The following is a 22,382-nucleotide window of genomic DNA, read 5'->3' as shown; positions in this document are numbered from 1 at the left end:
CATTACGGGCCGTTTAGACCAAAAGGAGGTGAAAGTGTAATGAGAAAGTACGAAATTATGTACATCATTCGTCCTGGCGTTGAAGAAGAAGCTCAAAAAGCTTTAGTTGAACGTTTTGCAGGTGTTTTAACAAACAATGGTGCAGAAATCATTAACACGAAAGAGTGGGGTAAGCGTCGTTTAGCTTACGAAATCAACGACTTACGTGAAGGTTTCTACATGATCTTAAACGTGAAATCTAACGCAGAAGCGATTAACGAATTCGACCGTTTAGCTAAGATCAACGAAGACATCCTTCGTCATATCGTTGTTAAAGAAGAAGAAAAATAATTGATATATAAGGGAGAGTGGTTCGATTGATGAATCGTGTTATCCTCGTTGGTCGTTTAACTAAGGACCCTGACTTACGTTACACGCCCAATGGTGTCGCAGTAGCTACTTTTACGTTAGCTGTGAATCGCGCATTTGCCAATCAGCAAGGTGAGCGTGAAGCTGACTTTATTAATTGTGTAATATGGCGTAAACAAGCAGAAAACGTAGCAAATTATTTGAAAAAAGGTAGCTTAGCAGGCGTAGATGGACGTCTTCAAACTCGTAATTACGAGGGACAAGATGGTAAACGTGTATACGTAACAGAAGTTCTTGCGGAAAGCGTGCAATTTTTAGAGCCGCGTAATGGCGGTGGGGAGCAACGTGGTTCATTTAATCAGCAACCATCAGGAGCTGGTTTCGGTAACCAAGGCTCTAACCCATTTGGTCAATCTAGTAATTCAGGTAACCAAGGTAACTCTGGATTTACGAAGAATGACGATCCATTTTCAAATGTAGGTCAACCGATCGACATTTCCGACGACGATTTACCGTTCTAATACAGTAAATTTGTTAGTTTTAACAAAGAATGGAGGGAAATAGACATGGCAGGACGCAAAGGTGGACGTGCGAAACGTCGTAAGGTGTGTTTCTTCACAGCTAACGGCATCACTCGCATTGACTATAAAGATGTTGATTTATTAAAACGTTTCGTTTCTGAGCGTGGTAAAATTTTACCTCGTCGTGTAACAGGAACAAGCGCAAAATACCAACGCAAACTTACAGTTGCAATTAAACGTGCTCGTCAAATGGCACTTTTACCATATGTTGGTGAATAATAGCGTATGAAATGCACAGTAGAGTGGGACTCTACTGTGCATTTTGCTATGCTTTTCTTTTTGAAAGAGAGGTTAAAATGTGAAACAAACAAAGTTTATTACAGAAGGTGCAGCATTATTAGCTATATATGCAATTTTATTGCTTATATCTATGTATGTTCCGATTTTGGGTACAGTTGTAACTTTTGCGTTGCCGTTACCATTTATACTATTAATGATAAGACATAAACTATCTAATGTGCTCGTGGTTTTTGTAGCGGCACTTTTTGTTACTATTATTGTGAGTCAACCGCTGAATTTAGTGAAGACAATTATGTTTGGATTGATAGGGATTGTTTTAGGATATATGTATAAAACAAGAAAAAAGCCAGTCGAAATCTTAATAGCGGGGACGCTTGCATACTTAATTGGTTTTGTACTTATTTATGTTGCGAGTATAAAGTTTTTCAACATAGATATAATGAAGCAAATGCAAAGTATGTTCAGTGAAAGTATGGCGAAAAGCGAAAAGATAGTAAGTGCTACAGGTATGCCGATTAGTAAGGAACAAAAAGAGTTACTCGCACAAATGAATGATATATTACAATCGTTACTTCCAAGTATACTTGTGCTAGTTTCAGTATGTTTTTCTTGGATTACAGTGATAATATCAGGTAGTGTTTTGAAAAAGTTAAAACATGAAGTTATATCTTGGCCTAAATTTAAAGATATACAATTACCAAAGAGTATCATTTGGTATTACGTTATATTTATTTTGTTAGCAACTTTTATAAAAGTAGAACCAACATCATATTTACATATGGTATTTTCTAACCTAAATGTCATATTTGCACTATTGCTTGTACTGCAAGGTCTGACATTTATCGCCTTTTTAGCGTATAGAAAAGGTTTTACTAAAGGGGTTCCTATTATTAGTTTTATTGCATGCATGTTTATTCCGATGCTGTTTCCTCTTGTGACAATCTTAGGTATAATTGACTTAGGGATTTCATTGCGTTCTAAAATAGGGGGATAAAATAATATTCCTTATACTATTTTAATCTGTTTAACTAACTGGAAGGTAAGTTAGTTTTACTTTATAGGAGTTGTATACATGCCTGAATTTGATAAGAAACAGTGGTTTTTATATCCTGTTTATGTATTGGCATTTTTTGTGTTTGTGCTCATTTTAATTCTCTGTTATTTTCATTTAATTATGGGTATAGCTGCTTTTGTCATTTTTTGTATCGTATTCTTTATCGTTATACGATTTGAACTTAATTTTCAAAGGAATTTCGAAAAGCATACGACAGATATGATTACAAGAGTAAAGAAAGTAAGTAATGAAGCATTTAACCAAATGCCGATTGGTATTTTGTTATACAATAAGGATTATGGGATTGATTGGGCAAATCCTTATTTATCTTCATGTCTGGGACAGCACGCATTAGCTGGATGGCACCTTTACGATGTATCAGAAACATTACTTCTTTTCATTAAAGGAGAAACTTCTGATGATATAGTCTCTTTAAATAATCGAAAGTTTCGCGTTTTTGTAAGGAAAGAAGAAAAGTTAATTTATTTCTTTGATGTAACGGAACAAACAGAAATCGAAAAGATGTACGAGGATCAAAGGACTGTTTTAGCTGTCATCTATTTGGATAATTATGATGAAGTTACACAAGGATTAGATGATCAATTACGTACGAATATAACAAGTCTTGTGACATCGCGACTAAATGAATGGGCACTTAAGTATGGTGCTTATTTAAAACGTGCATCTTCAGAAAGATTCTTCGTTGTGCTAAATGAAAGTATTTTGACGCAGATGGAGAAAGGGAAATTTAGCATTTTAGATCAGGTGCGTGAAGAAACATCTAAAAGGAATATACCACTTACATTAAGTGTGGGTGTCGGATCAGGTGATTTACCTTTATCAGAGCTTGGAGCAATGGCTCAATCTGGTTTAGATCTTGCGCTTGGGCGCGGGGGAGACCAAGTAGCTATTAAACAAGCGACAGGTAAAGTTAAGTTCTATGGAGGTAAGACAAATCCGGTTGAAAAACGTACCCGTGTACGTGCCAGGGTCATTTCGCATGCGTTAAAGGATTTAGTATTAGAAAGTAGTAATGTCATTATTATGGGGCATAGGGCTCCCGATATGGACGCAATTGGTGCTGCGATTGGTATTTTAAAAGTGGCTCAATTAAATGAGCGTAAAGGATATATTGTGTTAGATGAAAATGATTCCGATAAAGGAATTAAGCGTTTGATGGACAAAGTGAAACAAAATGAGGAGTTATGGTCTCATTTTATTACTCCAGAGCAAGCGATGGAATTTGCAAATGATGAGTCGTTACTTGTTGTTGTCGATACGCATAAACCTTCTATGGTGATGGAGCAAAAACTGTTACATAAAATTGAAAATGTGGTAGTTATTGATCATCATCGCCGTGGAGAAGATTTTATTGAAGACCCATTGCTAGTTTATATGGAACCATATGCTTCTTCAACGGCAGAATTGGTTACAGAATTACTTGAGTATCAACCTAAAAATTTAAAGATGACAATGTTAGAAGCGACGGCATTGTTAGCGGGTATTATTGTCGACACGAAAAGTTTCACATTCCGGACAGGGGCTCGTACATTTGATGCTGCTTCTTATTTACGCTCACATGGTGCAGATACTGTACTTGTACAAGAACTTTTAAAGGAAGATATGGATCAGTATTTACGGGTTGCAAAAGCTATAAAAAATGCGTACATTTATAAAAATGGAATTGCGATTGCTAAAGTTGATAGTGATGATTACTACGATCAAGTGCTTATTGCGCAATCGGCAGACACGTTATTAACGATGACAGGGATTATTGCATCATTTGTTGTTGCGAAACGTGGCGAGAATCTCATTGGAATTAGCAGCAGGTCTTTAGGTGAAGTGAATGTGCAGCTAATTATGGAAAACTTAGGCGGTGGCGGGCATTTGACGAATGCAGCCACACAGATGAAAAATGTTACAGTAGATGAAGCTGAGGAGAAGCTTCGATTTGTTATTGATGACTATTTACAGGGAGGCACACAATCATGAAAGTAATTTTTCTAAAAGACGTAAAAGGTAAAGGTAAAAAAGGAGAAGTAAAAAACGTACCAGATGGCTATGCAAATAACTTCTTACTAAAACAAGGATTAGCTGCTGAAGCAACAAATAGCAGTATGAAAACTTTAGAAGCTCAAAAGCGTAAAGAAGAAAAAGATGCAGCAGCAGAGCTTGAAAATGCAAAAGAGTTAAAAGAGACTTTAGAGAAATTAACTGTAGAATTAAAGGCGAAATCTGGAGAAGGTGGCCGTTTATTTGGTTCTATCACAAGCAAACAAATCGTAGATGCAATGCAAAAATCACACAAGATTAAACTTGATAAACGTAAATTTGAAATGGACGATGCAATCCGCGCGTTAGGTTATACAAACGTTACTGTGAAATTGCATCCACAAGTAACAGCAACAGTAAAAGTTCATGTTAGTGAACAATAAAAATAAATTAAGCAAGGAGGATTGCGTATGAGTGATGTACTTGCTGATCGTACCCCTCCGCATAATATAGAGGCTGAGCAGGCGGTTTTAGGGGCCATATTGATTGATCAAGATGCGTTAACTTCAGCATCAGAGTTATTGGTACCTGATTCGTTCTATCGAACGAAGCATCAAAAGATTTTTGAAGTCATGCTTGGGCTATCTGATAAGGGAGAGCCGATTGACTTAGTAATGATGACATCAGCAATGGCTGATCAAGGATTACTAGAAGAGGTTGGTGGGGTTTCTTACTTAGCAGAGTTAGCAGAAGTTGTGCCAACTGCAGCTAACGTAGAATATTACGCACGCATCATCGCTGAAAAGGCGCTTTTACGTCGTTTAATTCGCACGGCGACTCATATTGTATCGGATGGATACGAGAGAGAAGATGATGTGGATGGTCTTTTAAACGAGGCTGAGAAAAAAATATTAGAAGTATCCCATCAAACGAATGCAAAAGCATTCCAAAACATTAAAGATGTTCTTGTAGATGCTTATGACAAAATTGAACTTTTGCATAATCAAAAGGGTGAAGTTACTGGGATACCAACTGGGTTTACTGAATTAGATAAGATGACAGCAGGTTTCCAACGAAATGATTTAATTATCGTGGCAGCACGTCCATCAGTAGGGAAAACGGCATTTTCATTAAATATTGCACAAAACGTAGCGACGAAAACGGATGAAAATGTAGCGATTTTTAGTTTGGAGATGGGTGCTGATCAGCTTGTTATGCGTATGCTTTGTGCAGAAGGGAATATTGATGCACAAAGACTTCGTACTGGTTCATTAACTTCCGATGATTGGGCAAAATTAACAATGGCAATGGGGAGTCTCTCAAATGCTGGTATATATATTGATGATACGCCAGGTATTAAAGTAAATGAGATTCGAGCAAAATGTCGTAGATTAAAGCAAGAACAAGGTCTTGGTATGATTTTGATTGACTATTTGCAGCTTATTCAAGGAAGTGGGAAATCAGGAGAAAACCGTCAGCAGGAAGTATCTGAGATTTCTCGTACCTTAAAAGGGATTGCGCGTGAATTGCAAGTGCCTGTTATTGCTTTATCACAGTTATCTCGTGGTGTAGAATCGCGTCAAGATAAACGCCCGATGATGTCTGATATTCGTGAATCTGGAAGTATTGAGCAGGATGCTGATATTGTAGCTTTCCTATATCGTGAAGACTACTATGATCGAGAAACAGAAAACAAAAATACAATTGAAATTATTATTGCAAAACAACGTAACGGTCCAGTTGGTTCAGTGGAACTTGCATTCGTCAAAGAGTTCAATAAGTTCGTTAACTTAGAACGTCGTTTTGAGGATGGACATGCTCCACCGGCATAAAGGCAGTATAAAAAAGAAACACATTTCTTATAATAAGATGTGTTTCTTTTTTTTTTATAAGAAAGATAAGGCTTTCATAAGTTAAATATATAATTCTTACGAACGAAAATGTTTTTTTGTGAAAAAATGTTCGCTTTTCGGTTGACTTCTCTTTCGGTTTTGGTACAATTATATTGTTTGAATAGATCGTTTGAAAATTGCGGAGGTGCTTTAATAATGTCTTCAGTAGTAGTTGTAGGAACACAATGGGGCGACGAAGGAAAAGGTAAAATCACTGATTTTCTTTCTGAGCATGCGGAAGTAGTTGCAAGATATCAAGGTGGAAATAACGCGGGACATACAATTGTTTTCGGCGGAGTTAAATATAAATTACACTTAATTCCATCTGGTATTTTCTATAAAGAGAAAATTTGTGTAATCGGAAACGGATTAGTAGTAGATCCAAAAGCATTACTTGAAGAGTTAAAATACTTACACGATCGTGGTGTAAGTACTGATAATTTACGTGTAAGTAACCGTGCACATGTTATTTTACCTTACCACTTAAAACAAGATGAGTTAGAAGAAGCAAGTAAAGGTGATAACAAAATCGGTACAACGAAAAAAGGTATCGGTCCTGCATATATGGATAAAGCTGCTCGTATTGGTATTCGTATGGCTGATCTTTTAGACCGTGAAGCATTTAAAGAGAAGCTTGAGCGCAATTTAGTAGAAAAAAATCGTTTATTTGAAAAAATGTACGATACAGAAGGTTTCACTGTAGAAGAAATTTTTGAAGAGTACTTCGAGTACGGGCAACAAATCGCGCAATATGTATGTGATACGTCTGTTGTATTAAATGATGCATTAGATAATAATCACCGTGTATTATTTGAAGGTGCGCAAGGTGTTATGCTTGATATTGACCACGGTACGTACCCGTTCGTTACATCTTCTAACCCAATTGCTGGCGGTGTAACAGTTGGAACTGGAGTTGGTCCTGCGAAAGTTACTCGCGTTGTAGGTGTATGTAAAGCATATACAAGCCGCGTTGGTGATGGTCCATTCCCTACTGAGCTTCATGATGAAATTGGTCATCAAATTCGTGAAGTTGGTCGCGAGTATGGAACGACAACTGGTCGTCCACGCCGCGTAGGTTGGTTCGATAGCGTTGTTGTAAGACATGCACGTCGTGTTAGTGGTTTAACGGATCTATCATTAAATTCTATCGACGTTTTAACAGGTATTCCAACTCTTAAAATTTGTGTAGCTTACAAATACAATGGCGAAGTTATTGATGAAGTTCCAGCTAACTTAAACATTTTAGCGAAATGTGAGCCTGTATATGAAGAGCTTCCAGGTTGGGAAGAAGATATTACTGGTGTAAAATCATTAGATGAACTTCCTGAAAATGCACGAAAATACGTAGAACGTGTTTCTGAGTTAACAGGAATTCAAATATCTATGTTCTCAGTTGGACCAGATCGTAACCAAACAAATATTGTTCGTAACGTATACGAAGCTTAATTAACATTTTTTAGAAAAAACTCATGTCTGCATGAGTTTTTTCTTATTCTTTTATAAAAAAACAAAAAAAGTATTGCAATAAATACATAATACATGTTATGATACATCTTGTCGTCACGAAAATATGACGTTGGTGAGTATGAGCCATTAGCTCAGTTGGTAGAGCATCTGACTTTTAATCAGAGGGTCGAAGGTTCGAGTCCTTCATGGCTCACCATTTTATTTTTCGTGGCCCGTTGGTCAAGTGGTTAAGACACCGCCCTTTCACGGCGGTAACACGGGTTCGAATCCCGTACGGGTCATGTTTTTTTTTGCTTATTTTTGGTCCCGTGGTGTAGTGGTTAACATGCCTGCCTGTCACGCAGGAGATCGCCGGTTCGACCCCGGTCGGGACCGCCACTTTTGTTTATACCACCATTAGTGGTTTTATATATAGTTTTGGCTCGGTAGCTCAGTCGGTAGAGCAGAGGACTGAAAATCCTCGTGTCGGCGGTTCGATTCCGTCCCGAGCCACTCTCAGGATATTAAGTGGGCCCACTTAATATCCTTTTTATTTATGTAATTTTACAAAACTGAGTAGTTATTTTAAAATAGAACGAGGAGCCTCTAGCAGTTGAAGCTAGAGGTTTTTCTATAGATCGTATAGGATGCCGTGTAAAAGTGGATCATACATGAGTCTATGAGAATAGAGGAGAAAATACTTAAACAAAGGATGCGGTCATATAGGACATACTATGTAAACATCAATATGTTTAGGGATTATTGACCATATTTTTATAAGGAGGAAATAGACGATGATGGGAAAGAAAATTTTAGTAGTTGATGATGAAAAGCCGATTGCAGATATTTTGAAGTTTAACCTAGAAAAAGAAGGTTTTGAAATAGTAATGGCGCATGATGGTGATGAAGCAATTGAAAAGGCTAATGAAGAGCAACCAGATATGGTTTTATTAGATATTATGCTACCAGGTAAAGATGGCTTAGAGGTTTGCCGTGAAATACGTAAAAGCTCAGAAATGCCGATTATTATGCTTACAGCAAAGGATTCTGAGATTGATAAAGTATTAGGGCTTGAGCTTGGGGCAGATGATTATGTAACGAAGCCATTTAGTACAAGGGAATTACTTGCTCGTGTGAAGGCGAATTTACGCCGCCATCAACAAGGTGGTGCTGCGGAAAAAGAAGAAAATACAGAAATGGTTATTGGACCAATTGTGATTAATCCAAATGCATATAGTGTAACGAAGCGTGAGGAAAATATCGAGCTTACACATCGTGAATTTGAGTTGCTACATTATTTAGCGAAACATTTAGGACAAGTTATGACACGCGAACATTTATTACAAACAGTTTGGGGTTATGACTATTTTGGAGATGTGCGCACAGTAGACGTTACAGTACGTCGTTTGCGTGAAAAAATTGAAGATAATCCAAGCCATCCTACTTTAATTGTAACTAGACGTGGAGTAGGGTATTACTTGCGTGACCCAGAGCAGGAATAGTATATGAAGAAAGTTGGTTTTTTTCAATCTATTCATTTAAAATTTGTGCTTATATATATGCTATTAATATTAATAGCGATGCAAGTTATTGGAGTATATTTCGTAAGGGAATTAGAGAAGAGCTTAGTACAAGGTTTTAGGGATTCTTTAACGCAGCAAACAAACTTATTATCATATAATTTGAAGCAAGAGTTTAAAAAAAGTTATACAAAAGCAGAAACAGAGTCAACAGATGAAACGATTAAAACTTCAATTCGAAAATTTGCCTCTGATCAGAAGAAAGTTATACAAGAGGTAAGTGTATTTGATTCGCACAGAAAGTTACTGGCTATTTCAGATGAATCAAAGCAGAATAAGGTGAATCGAACATCAACTGATATAGCTGTTCAGCGAGTGTTAGTACAAAAAAAGCCGGAAGTGAAAATTGAGAAGGATGGTAGTACAGGTCATCGTGTTCAAGTTATGCTTACTCCGATTCTAGATGATAACGGTAAGGATGCGCTTGGTGTTATTTACATTGTGGCATCTATGGAAGATGTATATAAACAAATGAAGGATATAAATCAAATTTTTGCTACGGGAACAGTAATTGCTTTATTAGTAACGGCCGTACTTGGGATTTTATTGGCTCAAACAATTACAAGACCAATTTCAGATATGCGGAGACAAGCAATCGAAATGGCAAAAGGAAATTATTCGAGAAAAGTAAAAGTGCATAGCCATGATGAAATTGGACAACTGGCATTATCCTTCAATAATTTATCAAAAAAATTACAACAAGCTCGTTCTTCTACAGAAAGTGAAAGGCGTAAATTATCATCTGTTTTATCACATATGACAGATGGAGTAATTGCTACTGACCGAAAAGGGGATATTATTTTACTAAATGACCCTGCGGAAAAGATGTTAAATGTTTCTCGTGAAACAGCGCTCGATCAATCTGTTTTAGAGGTATTAGGAATACAGGAAGAATTTACGCTCGATCATTTATATGAAGAGCCAGATTCTGTTTTATTAGATTTTAGTACGAGAAACGAACCATATATTTTACGTGCTAGTTTCTCTGTTATTCAAAAAGAAACAGGGAAGGCAAATGGCTTAATTGCTGTACTATATGATGTAACAGAGCAGGAGCGTATAGAAAGGGAACGCCGTGAGTTTGTGGCGAATGTCTCTCATGAATTAAGGACGCCATTAACGACGATGCGCAGTTATTTAGAGGCACTTACAGATGGAGCATGGCAGGATCCAAATATTGCACCACAATTTTTAACGGTTACACAAGAAGAAACAGAAAGAATGATTAGACTTGTAAATGCGTTGTTACAGCTATCTAAACTTGATAGTACAGAGCATCGTTTAATGAAAGAATGGGTCGACTTTACTGATTTCTTTAATAATATTATTGATCGCTTTGAAATGTCTAAAGAGCAAAATGTAAGTTTCAAACGATCTTTCTCTAAGAAATCTAGATTTATTGATATGGATACTGACAAAATTACTCAAGTGCTGTATAACATTATTTCTAACGCATTAAAGTATTCACCAGAAGGTGGAACAGTAACATATCGTTTACGTGATCGCGGTGATTTATTAGAAATTAGTGTAAGTGACCAAGGAATGGGTATTCCAAAAGAAAACGTTGATAAAATCTTTGAACGTTTTTATCGCGTAGATAAAGCTCGTTCAAGACAAATGGGTGGTACTGGGCTTGGATTAGCAATTGCAAAAGAAATGATTGAGGCACATGGTGGCTCTATTTGGGCGAAGAGTGAAGAAGGAAAAGGGACAACTATTTATTTCACGTTACCAATGGCAGCAGATGAAGAGGACGATTGGGAATGAGTATGGAAAACTTTAAAACAATAGTTTTAATTAACCTAGTTGTAATTAGCCTATTTCTTACTTTTAACCTATGGACGTATGTGCCAGATTCTACATCCATGCAAAACGCGAAATTTGTGCAGGGAAATGAAGGAATGAACCAAACTAAAATTTCCGATGTTGTCCGTCCTACTTCTATCATCGTGCATAAAGATAAAAATCATTATGGGAGCAGAAGAGAGGCAGATATAGAATCAATCTATAAGCCTCTGGAAGTAGGGGAACTACATGATTTTAAAGAGATATCAATCACTAAGGGTGATTTCCTTTCATATGTGCATGGTGAAGGGAAAGTTGAACTTGTTTTTCCTACCGATATCCCATTTAATGCAGTAAAATCCATGTTTAACATGAAAGAGAAGAGTACAGATAAGCCTAAACATTTTAATCGTATTCTCCTCGATCCTTCTCGAAGTAAGGATCAAGAAATTAAAATTAACTTTGTTTCTGATGGTGATAACTTTAAAATATACGAGGCAAAATTAAGTGGCGTGTATTTAAAAGATATTGTAAATGCCCAAAATCAATTTATAGTATCAGCAAAGCCTTATTTTGATTATCAACTTAATGATATGAAAAAGTTATTTTTACCAGATGGAACGACAGAGTTAAACAATATAACATATATTTCATCTAATTTAGCAGTTGATACGTTTAAGAATGCTCTGTTTAGTGATCCTCGTTATTTAAGTCCGATTACCGAGATGTCGAAAGAAACATTTACAGATGGTATTAGATCCATGGAAATTGAAAACGATCGTCACATGCTAAAGTATAAAAACTCTTCTGTCTTAACTGAGAAAACGATAGATAATTTAATGCTTTTACAAAAAAGCTTTGAATTCGTAAGTGGTCACAGTGGAAGTTTGGATTCATATCGTTTGGACTATATGAATAAAGGAGAGACAGTATTTCGTTTAAATGAAGATGGATATTCAGTATTCAATGAAGATGGGTTAGCTGAATTGAGACAAATATGGGGATCAGAAGAAGTAATGGAATATGAAAGACCGTTGCTGTCTTTAAATACTAAAGGTATAGAACAGAAGGTTACTCTTCCGTCAGGGCATGTTGTAATAGCATCTCTAGAAAATAATCCAGAGATAAAGAAACAAGTAATTAAGGATATTGGTATTGGATACAAGTTATCACTAGATGGACAAGTAGTTCGATTACAACCAATTTGGTATGTAAAGCTTGTTGAAGATGAAACAGGTAAACAGAAAATCTATGAGTGGAGTGAGGGAGGACTAAATGGATTGGGATCGGATTAAAACCATATTTATTGTGACCTTTTTTGTTTTGGACCTCTTTCTCATTTTCCAATTCATTCAAAAGCAAGATAGTAATCAATTGGAGCTTATTGCAGAAACAAAGATAGATCAAGAATTAAAAGCAAACAAAATTACGATGGGAAATATCCCTAAAGAACCGAAAAAAGAGTCATTTATTAGAGCGGAAAATAAAGCTTTTAAAGAAGAAGATATACAGTCTTTGAAAAATCAAACAGTGCATATACAAAATATGTACAAGATAGAAAGTAAGCTAAAAGAGCCTTTTTTAAATACGAAATCATTATCAAAAGATAAGTATAATGAATTTTTGAAGAACTATGTATTGGATGGACAAAAGTATGAATTTGGAGCGGTGAAAGACTCTAAAATTTATTTCTTCCAAAAATATAAAGATAAGCCTATTTTCTATAATAATCAGGCGATGATTGTTGTGGAATTAAATGAAAAAAATGAACTTGTTTCATATACGCAGACAATGCTAACTGATTTAAAAGAAATGGGCGAAGGTGAAAAAACGAAAGAGCAAGAAATTATTACGGCTCAAACAGCTTTAGAAAATTTGTATTTAAAAAATAAAATTCATGGAAATACGCATGTTAAAGAAGCGCAAATTGGTTATGCCACTCTTACCGCATCTACTTCTAATAACCAAGTACTGGCTCCAACGTGGAATTTGAAAACGGAGCAGAAGCAGGACTTCTTTGTGAATGCAATTGAAGGACAAGTTATGGAATTAGGAGAAAAGGAAAATCAAGTGGTTGATGAACATACTGGAGTGAGAAAGAATGGGGTTGCATTTTAGCGTACTTGCAAGTGGAAGTACAGGAAATATGCTATACGTAGGAACCGATGAAAAAAAATTACTAGTCGACGCAGGTTTAAGTGGTAAAGCAACAGAGGCTTTATTTAAACAAGCAGAACTGAATATAAATGATGTATCAGGTATTCTTGTAACGCATGAGCATAGTGATCATATTAAAGGATTAGGTGTACTGGCACGTAAATATGATTTACCTGTTTATGCGAATGAGAAAACATGGAATGCAATGGAACATTTAATAGGAAATATCCCAACTGAACAAAAGTTTATTTTCTCAGTTGGTGATGTGAAAACCTTTGGTGATATTGAAGTCGAGTCATTTGGAGTTTCTCATGATGCGGCAGAACCGATGTTTTATGCTTTCCATAACAATAATAGGAAGTTAGCGCTTATTACAGATACGGGATACGTAAGTGACCGTATGAAAGGCGTTATTAAGGGAGCTAATGCTTTCGTATTTGAAAGTAATCATGATGTAGAAATGCTTCGTATGGGACGTTATCCATGGAGCATTAAACGACGTATTTTAAGTGACGTTGGGCATGTTTGTAATGAGGATGCTGCATTAGCGATGGCAGATGTAATTACAGATGAGACAAAGCATATTTATTTAGCCCATTTAAGCTTAGATAATAACATGAAAGAACTAGCGCGTATGTCAGTATCACAAGTACTAGAGGAAAAAGGATTTGGAGTGGGTGAATCCTTTGAAATTCACGATACAGATCCAAAAATGCCTACAAAAATTCAATACGTATAATTCTTCATTTTAGTAAACAATAAAGGTGAATATAGTTGTTTTCAGGAAGATAGGTGAACAAATATGTCCTTTATTGATGAAGAAAATTATCGTATGAAACGTGCAGGAAAAAAGAAGCACAAAGGTATAGTTCTTTCTAGTATAGCGGGAACAATTGTAGGAGCTTCTTTATTCGCGTTTGGAGCGCCTTTATTTTCAAATTCTGCTGATACGCTTCCGCAAGCTGAAGCAAGCGGAAGTAATATGGCCGAAGCTCAAGGGATTAAACAGATTAGCTTTGTAGATGCTGTTGATCGTGCATCTGAAGCTGTTGTGGGTGTTATTAACATTCAACGAGATAACTTTTCAGAGGCAGATTCAGAGGCCGGTACAGGATCAGGAGTAATTTATAAAAAGACAGATGGTCAAGCTTATATTGTAACGAATAATCATGTTGTAGCTGGAGCGAATCGTATTGAAGTAAGTCTAAGTGACGGTAAGAAGGTTCCTGGAAAAGTATTAGGAACCGATGTAGTCACAGACTTAGCTGTATTAGAAATAGATGCAAAGCATGTGAAAAAAATAATTGAAATTGGCGATTCTAATACTGTTCGCAGAGGAGAGCCAGTTATTGCGATTGGAAACCCACTTGGACTGCAATTTTCTGGAACAGTTACACAAGGTATTATTTCAGCTAATGAACGTATTGTCCCTGTAGATTTAGATCAAGATGGACATTATGATTGGCAAGTAGAAGTGTTACAAACAGATGCAGCAATTAATCCGGGGAATAGTGGCGGTGCGCTTGTAAATGCAGCAGGACAATTAATTGGTATTAATTCAATGAAAATTGCTGCAAAAGAAGTAGAAGGAATCGGCCTTGCTATTCCGGTGACTAGAGCTGTTCCGATTATGAATGAACTTGAGAAGTATGGAAAAGTAAGAAGACCATATGTTGGGATTGAACTTAGGTCATTAAATGAAATTCCAAACTATTATTGGTCAAAAACATTACATTTACCAGGTACTGTAACAGAGGGAGTTTGTATTTTGGATGTGAAAAGTCCTTCGCCAGGTGCGGATGCTGGTTTAAGAGAACATGATGTTATTGTGGCGGTAGATGGAAAACCGATTCGCGATATTATTGGATTCCGTACGGCCTTATATGATAAGGAAATTAATGATAAAATGACTCTTACGTTTTATCGTGGCACAAAAAGAGTAACAACAACAGTGAAATTAGGCATTCAAAAGTATTAAAAACAGGAGGGCCTACCTCCTGTTTTCTATTGTAGAAAAGTGAGGTGAAGAAAATGAATTTACCTTGTTGTTTAGAGCATGTTGAATTAGCGTTAGATATTATTGTGGATGAGTGTGAAGTTGCGCCAGTTATCAACAATGTGGATAACTCGGAAAAAGAGAAAAAAACATGTGAATTTTGTCAAAATGAGGCGACATATGTTGTATCGAACACAGATTCTCACACAATATGTGGGTAGTATTTGTGGATATGTGGATAAGTTTTGTGGATAACATGTTTGTAAGGTGGAGGATACGTGTGAATATCTCGATTATTTCAATTGGGAAATTAAAAGAAAAATATTTGAAACAAGGTATAGCAGAATACTTAAAACGATTATCTGCATACGCAAAAGTAGAAGTAATTGAATTGCCTGATGAAAAGGCGCCAGAAAATTTAAGTGAAGCAGAAATGTTAATTGTAAAGGAAAAAGAAGGTATACGTATACTGGATAAAATTTCTGATGACACGCATGTGATTGCATTAGCTATAGAAGGAAAGCAAAAGTCATCAGAAGAATTCGCGATAAGTCTAGATCGCCTTGCTACATACGGAAAGAGTAAAGTCGCATTTGTAATTGGTGGATCACTTGGACTAAGCTCAGAAGTGATGAAGCGTTCAAATGAATCACTTTCTTTTTCAAAGATGACATTACCACACCAATTAATGCGATTAGTGTTGCTTGAGCAAGTGTATAGAGCGTTTCGGATTAATCGTGGGGAACCGTATCATAAGTAATGTATTCTATATAAAACACTGATATTATCATATTTATTTTATTATGCCTATAACTGGAGGCTATGTGAATGGTAAGTGATCAGACGAGATATTCTAGGCTCGCGAATATAACAAAAATAATAAATACGAAATTAGAACTACGTGACGTATTGCAGCGTGTGACAATGGCGATATCAGAGGAGATTGTTAGGTGCGATGCTGTTGGAATTTATTTACCCCAGGAAGATGGAACATTTAGAGGGTTTGCAGGAAAACCAGAGACTATAAATGGTGTAACGCTCGATACTCAAGTAATTGATCCTGAAATAGACTTACTGGCAAAAGAAGTTATTGAAACGAAAAGAACCATCTATATTCCTGATACCTCAAAGGATCATCGACCAGATCCGAGACCGGTTAATGCATTCAAAATTAAGTCCTTATTAGCTCTGCCTATCTCATTTGGGCAAGAGTTATTTGGTCTAGTTTTTTTATTTGATTATGGAATTCCGATGAACTTAACAGATTCAGAAATTCAAAGTGTTGAAGCTTATGTAAATATGGCTGCGGTTGCAATTCAAAACGCAAATAATTTAAAACAAAAGGAAAACCTTATTGCTGAGAAACAACTGTTACTAAATGTTACACGTGATTTATCGATGTGTTCCTCGATACAGGAGAGTTTTGATAAATGCTTTTTTTACCTAGAACAGATTTTAGAGAGTAAAAATATGACTGCTCATCTTCTAGATCCGCTAGATAAAACAACAATTAAAACAACGAAATTAAGTAAGGACTGTCATTGGACAGAAGCGGATTGGACAGAGAAAAGCTATGAAGCCAAGATCCAAGAGGTTATTCAAACAAAAAATATAGATAGTAAGGGTCTATTGATGATTCCATTGGTTTCAATGGGAGAAGTATTAGGGGTAATCGTCGTTGGCAAAGAAGGAAAAGCTCACAATTATGATGATTCCCAACTTCAACTAGCAAAATCTATCGTTGATGCCACAGCCCCTACGTTTTCGAATTTGTTGTATATGGATCAACTAGAGAGCATAGTGGAAGAGCGAACGAGAGAGTTAGCTGCTGCTAATGAAAAAGTTACAAGTGTGATTGAATGTATTACGGATGGATTTTTTATTTTAAATAATAAATGGGAATTTACGTACGTAAATAAGTACCAATATTTTCCGCAAAGAAAAACAGCAAAAGATGTATTAGGAAAGAATATATGGAATGTTTTCCCGAGTGAAATTGACACAGTTATGTATAAGGAATTTCATCGTGCGATGTCAGAGCGAACTACAGTTCATTTCGAATTTCTTTCTACTGCAGATGAATATTGGCACGAAGTTATTGCATACCCATATGATGATGGTATTTGTTGTATTTTTAAAAACATAACGGAAAAAAAGAAATATGAACAGGAATTGAAAAGATTATCCAATATAGATTTAATAGGGCAAATGGCAGCAGGTATCAGCCATGAAATTAGAAATCCAATGACAACAGTACTGGGATTTTTACAGTTATTAAAAGAAGAGAATACCTATGAGAAACATAATAAGTACTTTTATTTAATGATTGAAGAACTTAACCGTGCCAATTCTATTATTACTGAATTTCTCTCAATGGGTAATACAAGGAAATTGGATTTGCAGATGTTAGATTTAAATTCAATTATCCGCGATATTATTCCTTTAATAAAGATTGATACGTACAATCAAAATAAATATATTCAAGTCGATACAAATGACATTCCAGAATTACTTTTAAATCGTAATGAGATACGGCAATTATTAATGAATCTATATCGTAATGGCTTAGAAGCGATGAATACAGGGAAAGTTCTAACCATTAGCACTTACAAGGAAGGTCAAAATTGTGTGGTGCTTGCAGTGCGGGATCAAGGAAAAGGTATCAGGCCTGAAGTATTAGAGAAACTGGGTACGCCGTTTTACACGACCAAAGATAATGGAACTGGATTGGGGTTAGGTGTATGTTATGCCATCGCTGCCCGCCATAATGCAAAAATAGAAATTCAAACAGGATCGGAAGGCACTACCTTTTTTGTTAAATTTAATTATGAAAATAATAAAAAATAACCTTATTTAGAATAGTTACGATGAACCGTATCATAAATAAATTTATTCTTTGTATATAAAAGGATAAAAAGACCATTGGACAAAAATTACCGATGGTCTTTTAAATATTATTAGATGGTATGTAGATTTCCTAAAATAAGTATGTTTCTATTTCCATAAAAATATGCTGTAATATGAAGAGGAAAAAGTATAAGTAGTTAGAGAAGTGAGGAATTAAAGGTGAAGAAGTTTAAGAAGTTTTACTTGGAGATTACGAGTGTATGTAATCTTGCGTGTAGCTTTTGTCCGCCGACGGAAAGGCAGAAGCAATTCATTTCTGTGGAGGATTTTGCTAAAAGATTAGACCAAATTAAACCTCACACAGACTACATTTATTTGCACGTGAAGGGTGAGCCGTTGCTCCATCCGAAAATAGATCAACTATTAGACTTAAGTCATGAAAAAGGGTTTAAAGTTAATATTACAACGAACGGAACGTTAATTAATAAGAGAAGACATAGGCTGTTAAATAAGCCTGCGTTAAGACAAATGAATTTTTCACTGCATAGTTTTGATGGACATCCAGGTTCGCAAGATAAAGAGGGCTATGTAAGGAGTATACTTTCCTTCATTAGGGAAGCGACAAGTCAATCAGATTTAATTGTATCGTTAAGGTTATGGAATTTAACTCAGGATAATAAAACAAATGCTGAAATCCAGAAAAATAGAGAGTTATTATCTATAATTGAAAATGAATTTGATCTATCTTATCAAATTGAAGAGAAGCTTACACCAGGAAAAGGTATAAAAATTGCAGAACGTGTCTTTATTAATCAAGACTATGAATTCCAGTGGCCAGCATTACATGAGGAAGAGGATGATGGGAAAGGATTCTGTCATGGACTTCGTAATCAAGCGGGTATTTTAGCGAATGGAACAGTTATTCCTTGTTGTTTAGATGGTGAAGGGATTATTAACCTTGGGAATATTAATAATGATTCATTTTCTAACATTATTGAAGGTGAAAGAGCAACAAACATTGTCGATGGATTTTCGAAAAGAGTTGCGGTTGAAGAACTTTGCAGGAAATGTGGATATCGCAAACGGTTTGGGAAGTAAATATGAAATAAGCCCTCATTAAAGCGAGGGCTTATTTTTTTATTCTTGATAAGAATGCTCTAATTCATCAATTAATGAACCAACGTAAGAAACAGCTTTACGGATTGCATCTGGTTTTGACATATCTACTCCGGCATGTTTCATTAGTTCAAGTGGTTTCATTGTACCACCAGCACGAAGCACATCTAACCAGCGATCAATAGCAGGTTGTCTTTCCTCTTTAATCATTTGAGCTACTGCAGTGGATGCAGTGAGGCCTGCGGAATATGTATAAGAATATAGACCCATATAATAATGAGGTTGACGCATCCAAGTTAAGCCTGCACCTTCATCGATTTCTACAGAATCTCCCCAGAATGTCGATAGGACATTCGTTTTGATTTCAGTTAAAGTTGTAGCTGTAAGGGCCTGTCCTTCTTCTGCTAGAGCATATACTCTACGTTGATATTCACCCTCAAGTAAGTGAGTAACAAAGTTGTGATAATATGTGCCAAGTAGTTGCAGAATAACCCATCTGCGCATTCTCTTATCGTCAGTAGTCGCTAGTAAATGCTGAGCTAATAGTAATTCATTCATAGTTGATGGTGCTTCAACAAAGTACATAGATGGGCGTACGTTCATAATACGTTGATTTTTATTTGCTAAATAAAAATGACCAGCATGTCCAAATTCATGTGCTAATGTAAAGCATCCGCGCATCGTATTTTGCCATGTAATTAAAATATAGGGATGAGAGCCGTATGGACTTGAGCAAAATGCTCCTGTTGATTTACCTACGTTATCTGCAAGATCTACCCATCTTTCTTTGAATCCTTTTTCGATTATGGAACTATATTCATCGCCTAATATTTTTAAAGAATCTTGAATGAGCGTGCCTGCGTCTTCATAAGTAATCGACGGATTAAATTCGGGATCTAAAGGTGCATGTAAGTCACAGAAAAGCATTTGATCGAGTCCTAATACTTTCCTTTTTAAATCTGCAAAACGGCGCATATGAGGTGCTAGTTCTTTATAAATAATATCAAGTTGGTTGTTATACATTTCAAGTGGAACCTTTTGTGGTTCTAATAGCATATGGGTAACGGATTCATATTTACGTAAACGAGAAAGTGTTACTTGTTTTTTTACTTCAGTAGCATATGTTGTGGCAATTGTATTTTTATATCGTTTTAGTGTGGAAACAAATGATGAATATGCTTTTCGACGTATATATGTGCTTGGAGAAAATTCATATTTGCTTTCAACTAATGAGAATGAAACAGGAAGTTCGTTTCCTTGTTCGTCTTGTATAGAAGTGAAATCCATATCGGCCAATTTAGTCATGCCGTAAATTTTGTATGGAGAACTATGAACTTCGCCAAGTGCAGCAAGTGCTTCTTCTGTTTCAGGAGAGAGTGTGTGCTGTCTTTTTTGTAGTATTTCTAGTAACGATTTACGGAAAGGTTCGAGTTTTGTTTCTTCAGTTAAATATTTTTCAATTGTTCCTTCGTCGAATGAGAGGATTTCATTATGAATAAAGGATAGTGCAGTATGTACTTTCGTCCATAAAGCAGAAATTTTGGAAGAGTTCGCTTGAATACTTGGATTTGTACGATCAGTAGATTCTTTTAAATTTGCATATGAGTATAGTTTTGTTAACGTCATTAAAAGCTCTTCTTCTAAAAGTAGGCAATTTAATAAAGTGTGGGAGCTAGTATGTAAATGCCCTTTAAATGAATCAAGTTTCTGTATATCATTTTCCAATGCGTTTAATGCAGCATGCCATTCGGCATCAGAATTATACAAATCGGATAAATCCCATGTTAGTTCAGCAGGTACCTCTGCGCGATTAAGGCGATTTTCCATTACATTTTTCAAATCGTATCTCCTCCTTATTAAGACTATCTAAACACATGATACTAGAAAATTAAGTTAAATTAAAATATTTTATATTTTTATATACAAAAAAGAAGGACAAGCATGAAAATGCTTGTCCTTCGAGTTAATTTAAGAATTAATATACTTTGTCACCATTGAAAATCGAGTTTTTCACGACAACATAATCTACAGTACGAATAGCGTCTAATTTTGTTCCGCCAGCGTAAGAGATAGAAGATTGAAGATCTTGTTCCATTTCGATTAACGTATCTTCTAAAGAACCTTTATGCTCAACGAACATTTTCTTACCTTCAACGTTTTTCTTCTCACCCTTTTGGAATTCAGAAGCAGAACCGAAGTATTCTTTATAAAGTTTGCCATCTCTTTCAATTGTTTCCCCTGGAGACTCTTCGTGACCAGCGAATAGAGAACCGATCATGACCATAGTTGCCCCAAATCGAATAGATTTAGCTACGTCGCCGTGTGTACGAATACCACCATCAGCGATAATTGGCTTACTTGCAGCTTTTGCACACCAGCGAAGTGCAGCTAGCTGCCAACCACCAGTTCCGAAGCCTGTTTTAATTTTAGTAATACAAACTTTACCAGGTCCAATACCAACTTTTGTTGCATCGGCACCAGCATTTTCTAATTCTCTTACCGCTTCTGGAGTTCCAACGTTTCCAGCGATAACGAAGCTCTCTGGTAAATGTTTTTTAATATGTTGAATCATGTTGATCACAGCATTAGAATGACCGTGTGCGATATCAATCGTGATATATTCAGGTGTAAGTTGCTCAGCAGCTAATTGTTGTACGAATTCATATTCGTCCTCTTTTACACCAACGCTGATAGAAGCGATTAATCCACGTGATTGCATATCTCTAATGAATGAGATTCGTTTCTCTGGTTGGAAACGATGCATGATATAAAAGTAGTTGTTCTCAGCTAAATAAGTTGCAATTCTTTCATCAATAATCGTTTGCATATTTGCAGGCACGACAGGTAATTTAAATTTATGTTTTCCTAAAGTGACAGTTGTATCACATTCAGAACGGCTATTTACAATGCATTTTGCAGGAATTAATTGAATATCTTCATAGTCAAATACGTTTTCCATCATTTACACCCCTAAAATACGAATATTTTATTTTTATTAATCAAAAATGTTCGTCCATAGGATAATTTACATTATTTTTATTAAGAAGTCAAAGGATTTCTTAACATTTTTTAAAAAAGTAGATTTTACATCTAAAAAAAAACGTTAAAAACGAATTTAAAACGTTTTTTTGTTTTTATTGTTCGTTTATGGGAAGGGTTGAAAAATTAAGATAATTATACAAGGTTGTATGTATTCTTTTTATTTTTTTGAGTGGATGTAGGATACTATAATAAGGTTAATGCTAACAATACGAGAAAAAGATGTTATCAAGTAGTTGAACAATATATGAAATGAAAAGGTTTATTTCTATATAAAAAGATGAATCTGGCATGATTCACCTTTTATGT

At 35.7% G+C, this 22,382-nt stretch carries 20 protein-coding genes and 4 tRNA genes; 22 read left to right on the top strand and 2 right to left on the bottom strand.

Annotated elements, in window-relative coordinates:
• Nucleotides 1–39: 39 nt before the first annotated feature.
• The 22 genes from rpsF (at nucleotide 40) to ACZDYH_RS21615 (ending at nucleotide 19,016) form a co-directional block, all read left to right on the top strand.
• A complete protein-coding gene (rpsF, locus tag ACZDYH_RS21720) occupies nucleotides 40–330 on the top strand; it encodes a 30S ribosomal protein S6 (protein WP_001233778.1) in 291 nt (96 codons plus the stop codon).
• A gap of 26 nt (nucleotides 331–356) precedes the next feature.
• Nucleotides 357–869 (top strand): single-stranded DNA-binding protein, encoded by a 513-nt coding sequence (ssb, locus tag ACZDYH_RS21715; protein ID WP_000981966.1) that lies wholly within the window; start codon nucleotides 357–359, stop codon nucleotides 867–869.
• A 45-nt stretch (nucleotides 870–914) separates the two neighbouring features.
• Nucleotides 915–1,148 (top strand): 30S ribosomal protein S18, encoded by a 234-nt coding sequence (gene rpsR / locus ACZDYH_RS21710; RefSeq protein ID WP_000918873.1) that lies wholly within the window; start codon nucleotides 915–917, stop codon nucleotides 1,146–1,148.
• Between the two features lie 79 nt (nucleotides 1,149–1,227).
• Nucleotides 1,228–2,163 carry a YybS family protein gene (locus ACZDYH_RS21705; protein WP_000814840.1) on the top strand — a complete coding sequence of 312 codons (936 nt, stop codon included), beginning with the start codon at nucleotides 1,228–1,230 and terminating at the stop codon, nucleotides 2,161–2,163.
• 78 nt (nucleotides 2,164–2,241) lie between these two features.
• Nucleotides 2,242–4,215 (top strand): DHH family phosphoesterase, encoded by a 1,974-nt coding sequence (locus ACZDYH_RS21700; protein WP_001113778.1) that lies wholly within the window; start codon nucleotides 2,242–2,244, stop codon nucleotides 4,213–4,215.
• The gene (gene rplI, locus ACZDYH_RS21695) at nucleotides 4,212–4,658 is read left to right on the top strand and encodes a 50S ribosomal protein L9 (protein WP_000864228.1); all 447 of its coding nucleotides are present in this window, start codon (nucleotides 4,212–4,214) and stop codon (nucleotides 4,656–4,658) included. The genes ACZDYH_RS21700 and rplI overlap by 4 nt, the downstream gene beginning before the upstream one ends.
• Nucleotides 4,659–4,685: 27 nt before the next feature.
• Entirely contained in the window at nucleotides 4,686–6,047 is a 1,362-nt protein-coding gene (dnaB, locus tag ACZDYH_RS21690) for a replicative DNA helicase (protein ID WP_001286148.1), read from the top strand.
• Between the two features lie 216 nt (nucleotides 6,048–6,263).
• On the top strand, nucleotides 6,264–7,553 hold the full coding sequence (locus tag ACZDYH_RS21685; protein WP_000100238.1) for an adenylosuccinate synthase: 1,290 nt from the start codon (nucleotides 6,264–6,266) through the stop codon (nucleotides 7,551–7,553).
• A 141-nt stretch (nucleotides 7,554–7,694) separates the two neighbouring features.
• Nucleotides 7,695–7,770: transfer RNA gene (locus ACZDYH_RS21680), tRNA-Lys, on the top strand.
• A gap of 13 nt (nucleotides 7,771–7,783) precedes the next feature.
• Nucleotides 7,784–7,855 (top strand) — tRNA-Glu (locus tag ACZDYH_RS21675).
• Between the two features lie 21 nt (nucleotides 7,856–7,876).
• Nucleotides 7,877–7,952: transfer RNA gene (locus tag ACZDYH_RS21670), tRNA-Asp, on the top strand.
• Nucleotides 7,953–7,993: 41 nt separating this feature from the next.
• Nucleotides 7,994–8,066 (top strand) — tRNA-Phe (locus tag ACZDYH_RS21665).
• Nucleotides 8,067–8,347: 281 nt separating this feature from the next.
• A complete protein-coding gene (walR, locus tag ACZDYH_RS21660) occupies nucleotides 8,348–9,055 on the top strand; it encodes a cell wall metabolism DNA-binding response regulator WalR (protein WP_000971865.1) in 708 nt (235 codons plus the stop codon).
• A 3-nt stretch (nucleotides 9,056–9,058) separates the two neighbouring features.
• Complete coding sequence (gene walK, locus ACZDYH_RS21655; protein ID WP_000755367.1) at nucleotides 9,059–10,900, top strand: cell wall metabolism sensor histidine kinase WalK; 1,842 nt, start codon at nucleotides 9,059–9,061, stop codon at nucleotides 10,898–10,900.
• A complete protein-coding gene (locus ACZDYH_RS21650; RefSeq protein ID WP_474887151.1) occupies nucleotides 10,897–12,213 on the top strand; it encodes a YycH family regulatory protein in 1,317 nt (438 codons plus the stop codon). The genes walK and ACZDYH_RS21650 overlap by 4 nt, the downstream gene beginning before the upstream one ends.
• Complete coding sequence (locus tag ACZDYH_RS21645) at nucleotides 12,194–13,036, top strand: two-component system regulatory protein YycI (protein ID WP_000383740.1); 843 nt, start codon at nucleotides 12,194–12,196, stop codon at nucleotides 13,034–13,036. The genes ACZDYH_RS21650 and ACZDYH_RS21645 overlap by 20 nt, the downstream gene beginning before the upstream one ends.
• Nucleotides 13,020–13,814: an MBL fold metallo-hydrolase gene (locus ACZDYH_RS21640; RefSeq protein ID WP_000522837.1), complete on the top strand. Its 795-nt coding sequence runs from the start codon at nucleotides 13,020–13,022 to the stop codon at nucleotides 13,812–13,814. Before ACZDYH_RS21645 ends, ACZDYH_RS21640 begins: the two co-directional genes overlap by 17 nt.
• A 63-nt stretch (nucleotides 13,815–13,877) precedes the next feature.
• Nucleotides 13,878–15,053 carry a S1C family serine protease gene (locus tag ACZDYH_RS21635; protein WP_000008031.1) on the top strand — a complete coding sequence of 392 codons (1,176 nt, stop codon included), beginning with the start codon at nucleotides 13,878–13,880 and terminating at the stop codon, nucleotides 15,051–15,053.
• A gap of 53 nt (nucleotides 15,054–15,106) precedes the next feature.
• Nucleotides 15,107–15,292 carry a CxxH/CxxC protein gene (locus ACZDYH_RS21630; RefSeq protein WP_001052827.1) on the top strand — a complete coding sequence of 62 codons (186 nt, stop codon included), beginning with the start codon at nucleotides 15,107–15,109 and terminating at the stop codon, nucleotides 15,290–15,292.
• 59 nt (nucleotides 15,293–15,351) lie between these two features.
• Nucleotides 15,352–15,831, top strand: coding sequence for a 23S rRNA (pseudouridine(1915)-N(3))-methyltransferase RlmH (gene rlmH / locus ACZDYH_RS21625; RefSeq protein WP_001027000.1), 480 nt, complete (start codon nucleotides 15,352–15,354; stop codon nucleotides 15,829–15,831).
• Between the two features lie 68 nt (nucleotides 15,832–15,899).
• Nucleotides 15,900–17,918 carry a GAF domain-containing sensor histidine kinase gene (locus ACZDYH_RS21620; RefSeq protein WP_000253117.1) on the top strand — a complete coding sequence of 673 codons (2,019 nt, stop codon included), beginning with the start codon at nucleotides 15,900–15,902 and terminating at the stop codon, nucleotides 17,916–17,918.
• 219 nt (nucleotides 17,919–18,137) lie between these two features.
• On the top strand, nucleotides 18,138–19,016 hold the full coding sequence (locus ACZDYH_RS21615) for a radical SAM/SPASM domain-containing protein (RefSeq protein WP_000713633.1): 879 nt from the start codon (nucleotides 18,138–18,140) through the stop codon (nucleotides 19,014–19,016).
• 39 nt (nucleotides 19,017–19,055) lie between these two features.
• On the opposite strand, the gene pepF is transcribed toward ACZDYH_RS21615, so the two are convergent.
• Together pepF and guaC are read right to left on the bottom strand one after the other, a co-directional pair.
• A complete protein-coding gene (gene pepF / locus ACZDYH_RS21610; protein ID WP_000800228.1) occupies nucleotides 19,056–20,873 on the bottom strand; it encodes an oligoendopeptidase F in 1,818 nt (605 codons plus the stop codon).
• 136 nt (nucleotides 20,874–21,009) lie between these two features.
• Nucleotides 21,010–21,993, bottom strand: coding sequence for a GMP reductase (gene guaC, locus ACZDYH_RS21605; protein ID WP_000432447.1), 984 nt, complete (start codon nucleotides 21,991–21,993; stop codon nucleotides 21,010–21,012).
• Nucleotides 21,994–22,382 lie beyond the last annotated feature (389 nt).

It is taken from the genome of Bacillus sp. EB V-12 (genome assembly GCF_056158125.1).
Note: the sequence above shows the minus strand (reverse complement) of the source record. Positions and strands in the feature narration are given on the sequence as shown.

Excerpts from the sequence above, each read along its gene's own strand:
- ACZDYH_RS21630 (WP_001052827.1), top strand. The coding sequence starts at position 15,107 with ATGAATTTACCTTGTTGTTTAGAGCATGTTGAATTAGCGTTAGATATT.
- ACZDYH_RS21620 (WP_000253117.1), top strand. The coding sequence starts at position 15,900 with ATGGTAAGTGATCAGACGAGATATTCTAGGCTCGCGAATATAACAAAA.
- rplI (WP_000864228.1), top strand. The coding sequence starts at position 4,212 with ATGAAAGTAATTTTTCTAAAAGACGTAAAAGGTAAAGGTAAAAAAGGA.
- ACZDYH_RS21645 (WP_000383740.1), top strand. The coding sequence starts at position 12,194 with ATGGATTGGGATCGGATTAAAACCATATTTATTGTGACCTTTTTTGTT.
- walK (WP_000755367.1), top strand. The coding sequence starts at position 9,059 with ATGAAGAAAGTTGGTTTTTTTCAATCTATTCATTTAAAATTTGTGCTT.
- ACZDYH_RS21685 (WP_000100238.1), top strand. The coding sequence starts at position 6,264 with ATGTCTTCAGTAGTAGTTGTAGGAACACAATGGGGCGACGAAGGAAAA.
- ACZDYH_RS21650 (WP_474887151.1), top strand. The coding sequence starts at position 10,897 with ATGAGTATGGAAAACTTTAAAACAATAGTTTTAATTAACCTAGTTGTA.
- guaC (WP_000432447.1), bottom strand. The coding sequence starts at position 21,993 with ATGGAAAACGTATTTGACTATGAAGATATTCAATTAATTCCTGCAAAA.
- rpsF (WP_001233778.1), top strand. The coding sequence starts at position 40 with ATGAGAAAGTACGAAATTATGTACATCATTCGTCCTGGCGTTGAAGAA.
- ACZDYH_RS21700 (WP_001113778.1), top strand. The coding sequence starts at position 2,242 with ATGCCTGAATTTGATAAGAAACAGTGGTTTTTATATCCTGTTTATGTA.
- ACZDYH_RS21635 (WP_000008031.1), top strand. The coding sequence starts at position 13,878 with ATGTCCTTTATTGATGAAGAAAATTATCGTATGAAACGTGCAGGAAAA.
- walR (WP_000971865.1), top strand. The coding sequence starts at position 8,348 with ATGATGGGAAAGAAAATTTTAGTAGTTGATGATGAAAAGCCGATTGCA.
- ACZDYH_RS21640 (WP_000522837.1), top strand. The coding sequence starts at position 13,020 with ATGGGGTTGCATTTTAGCGTACTTGCAAGTGGAAGTACAGGAAATATG.
- rpsR (WP_000918873.1), top strand. The coding sequence starts at position 915 with ATGGCAGGACGCAAAGGTGGACGTGCGAAACGTCGTAAGGTGTGTTTC.
- dnaB (WP_001286148.1), top strand. The coding sequence starts at position 4,686 with ATGAGTGATGTACTTGCTGATCGTACCCCTCCGCATAATATAGAGGCT.